Source organism: Streptomyces sp. NPDC052101 (assembly GCF_040680235.1).
Taxonomy (GTDB): Bacteria; Actinomycetota; Actinomycetes; order Streptomycetales; family Streptomycetaceae; genus Streptomyces.
In genome coordinates this window covers 1-2,606 of record NZ_JBFAWH010000109.1, presented here as the reverse complement: position 1 = coordinate 2,606, position 2,606 = coordinate 1, and the positions used below count along the sequence as shown (strand labels likewise).

Annotated in this window: 2 protein-coding genes; both read right to left on the bottom strand. The window is 70.0% G+C overall.

The window, feature by feature from the left end; translation table 11 throughout:
- A partial coding sequence (locus tag AB0L75_RS44035) for a beta-ketoacyl synthase N-terminal-like domain-containing protein (protein WP_365191918.1) occupies positions 1-914 on the bottom strand: 914 nt, incomplete at its 3' end.
- A 78-nt stretch (positions 915-992) separates the two neighbouring features.
- Positions 993-2,606 (bottom strand): SDR family NAD(P)-dependent oxidoreductase (locus tag AB0L75_RS44030; RefSeq protein WP_365191917.1); only part of this gene is annotated, 1,614 nt, incomplete at its 5' end.

Sequence of the window (2,606 nt, the reverse complement as noted above, 5' to 3'; positions counted from 1 at the left end):
GCACCATCCTGATTCACCGCCGAACCCCGCACCACCGCAAGGACCCTGTGCCCATGGCGCTGCGCATCCGACAACCGCTCCACCAGCAACACACCGACGCCCTCGCTCCAGGCCGTACCGTCGGCGGAGGCGGCGAACGCCTTGCAGTACCCGTCCGCGGCCAGCCCGCGCTGCTTGCTGAACTCGGTGAACGCGGCCGGTGTGGACATCACCATGACGCCGCCCACCAGCGCGAGGGAGCTCTCCTTGGTGCGCAGCGCCTGGATGGCCAGGTGAAGCGCCACGAGCGAGGAGGAGCAACCGGTGTCGATCGTGACCGCCGGTCCCTCGAACCCGTAGGTGTACGAGACACGGCCGGAGAAGATGCTCGACGCGTTGCCGGTCAGCAGGTAGCCCTCGGCGTCCTGGTGACCGCTGTGGGCGTTGGCGCCGTAGCCGGAGAGCACGCCACCGATGAACACGCCCGTGTCTCCCCCACGCAGGGTGGCGGGGTCGATTCCGGCCCGTTCGAACGTTTCCCAGGTCGCCTCGAGGAGGACCCGCTGCTGCGGGTCCATCGCCACGGCCTCACGCGGCGAGATCTCGAAGAACCCGGCGTCGAAGTCCGCGACACCGCCCATGAAGCCGCCCCTGCGGACATAGGAGCTGCGGGCGCGCTGCCCGTCGGGGTCGTAGAGCGAGTCCAGGTCCCAGCCCCGGTCCGCCGGGAAGTCCCCCATGCCTGAGCGGCCTTCGGCGACCAGGTCCCACAGATCCTCCGGTGAGGCGACTCCCCCCGGGAACCGGCAGCTCATGCCGATGATCGCGATCGGCTCGCGGGCGGCCTCCTCGACCGCGCGAAGCCGCAGATGAGCACTGCGGGCATCGGCGATCGCCTGCTTGAGGTATGCGCGGAGCTTTTCCTCGTTCGACATCAAAGCCTCTTCTGGTTCCATCGGGGTGAAGTCGCGTCATCGGCGGAGAAGGCCGCCGGCCTGTTCAGCTGAAGGGCGTCAGCTGGACCACGATTTGTTGTCGACGAGGTCGAACAGTTCGTCATCGGTCGCCGAGTTCAGGTCGGAACCGTCGGCCTCGTCACCGCCGTTCCACATGTCGAGCAGTGCGCGCAGGCGCGCGCCGAGGCTGACACGGGCGGGGTCGTCGTGGGCCACCTCGGCGAGGACGCCCTCCAGCTTCGCGATCTCCGTTGCCGCCAGGGCAGCCATGTTGATCTCGGGGACCAGCTCGTGCCGCAGGTAGGTGGCGAGCGCGGTGGGTGTCGGGTGATCGAACACCAGCGTGGCGGGAAGCCGCAGGCCTGTCGCCGAGTTGAGCCGGTTCCGAAGCTCGACGGAGGTGAGCGAGTCGAAGCCCAGCGACTTGAAGGGGCGGTCCGCGCCGACGTCGCCGGAGCCGTCGTGTCCCAGTACGACCGCTGCCTGCGCGCACACCATGGAGGTGAGCAGTTCCATGCACTCCTTGGGCGCCATGCCCTCCAGGCGTTCACGCAGACCACCGCCGGAGACGGCCGCTGCCCGGGCGTTGGTGGCGGTCGGCTTGGCAGCGGTGCGGACCAGTGCGCGCAGCAGGGGCGGCACCGTCCCGGAGAACTTCGTCGCGTCGAGGCCGATGGGCACGGTCACGATGCGGTTGAGTTCCACCGCTGTGTCGAAGAGGGCCAGCCCGGTCTCGGTGAACAGCGGCCGTACGCCGGCGCGCTCCATCCGGTCCACATCCGCCTGGGTCAGGTCGCCCGTCAGCTCGCTGCGCTCGGCCCACAGGCCCCAGGCGAGAGACTGTGCGGGCAGTCCGGCCCGCCGACGGAACTGGGCCAGTCCGTCGAGGAACGAGTTGGCTGCCGCGTAGTTGGCCTGGCCCGGCCCGCCGAGCACATTGGCCGAGGCGGAGAACAGGGCGAACAGTGCCAGGTCACGGTCCTTGGTCAACTCGTGCAGATGCCAGGCCGCGTCCACCTTCGGACGCATCACCGCATGGACGCGCTCCGGGGTGAGAGCCGGGATGACACCGTCGTCCAGCACACCCGCGGCGTGCACCACACCCCGCAGGTCCGGCAGGTCTTCCACCAGCTTCGCGAGCGCATCGCGGTCGGCCACGTCACACGCCACCGGACGAACCGACGCGCCCAGCCCCGCCAGTTCCGTGACCAGTTCCGCCACGCCCGACGCCTGCTCACCGCGACGGCTCGCCAGCACCAGGTCGGTCACCCCGTGGTCGGTCACCAGATGACGGGCCACCGCGCGGCCGATCATGCCGGTGCCGCCGGTCACCAGTACCGTGCCGTCCAGGGTGCCGGGGGGCGTGGTGAGCACGATCTTGCCCGTGTGGCGGGCCTGGCTGAAGTACCGGAAGGCCTCCGGCGCCTGGCGGGTCTCCCAGGCCGTCACCGGCAGCGGCGCGAGCACACCCTGCTCGAACAGCGGGATCAGATCCGCCAGCATCTCGCGGACCCGGTCGGGCCCGGCCTCGCCGAGGTCGAAGGCCCTGTAGAGCACGCCCGGCCAGCGTGCCGCTACCTGCTCGGGCTCGCGGATGTCGGTCTTGCCCATCTCGATGAACCGGCCCTCGGGCGCCAGCAGGTCGAACGAGGCATCCACGAACTCCTGCGC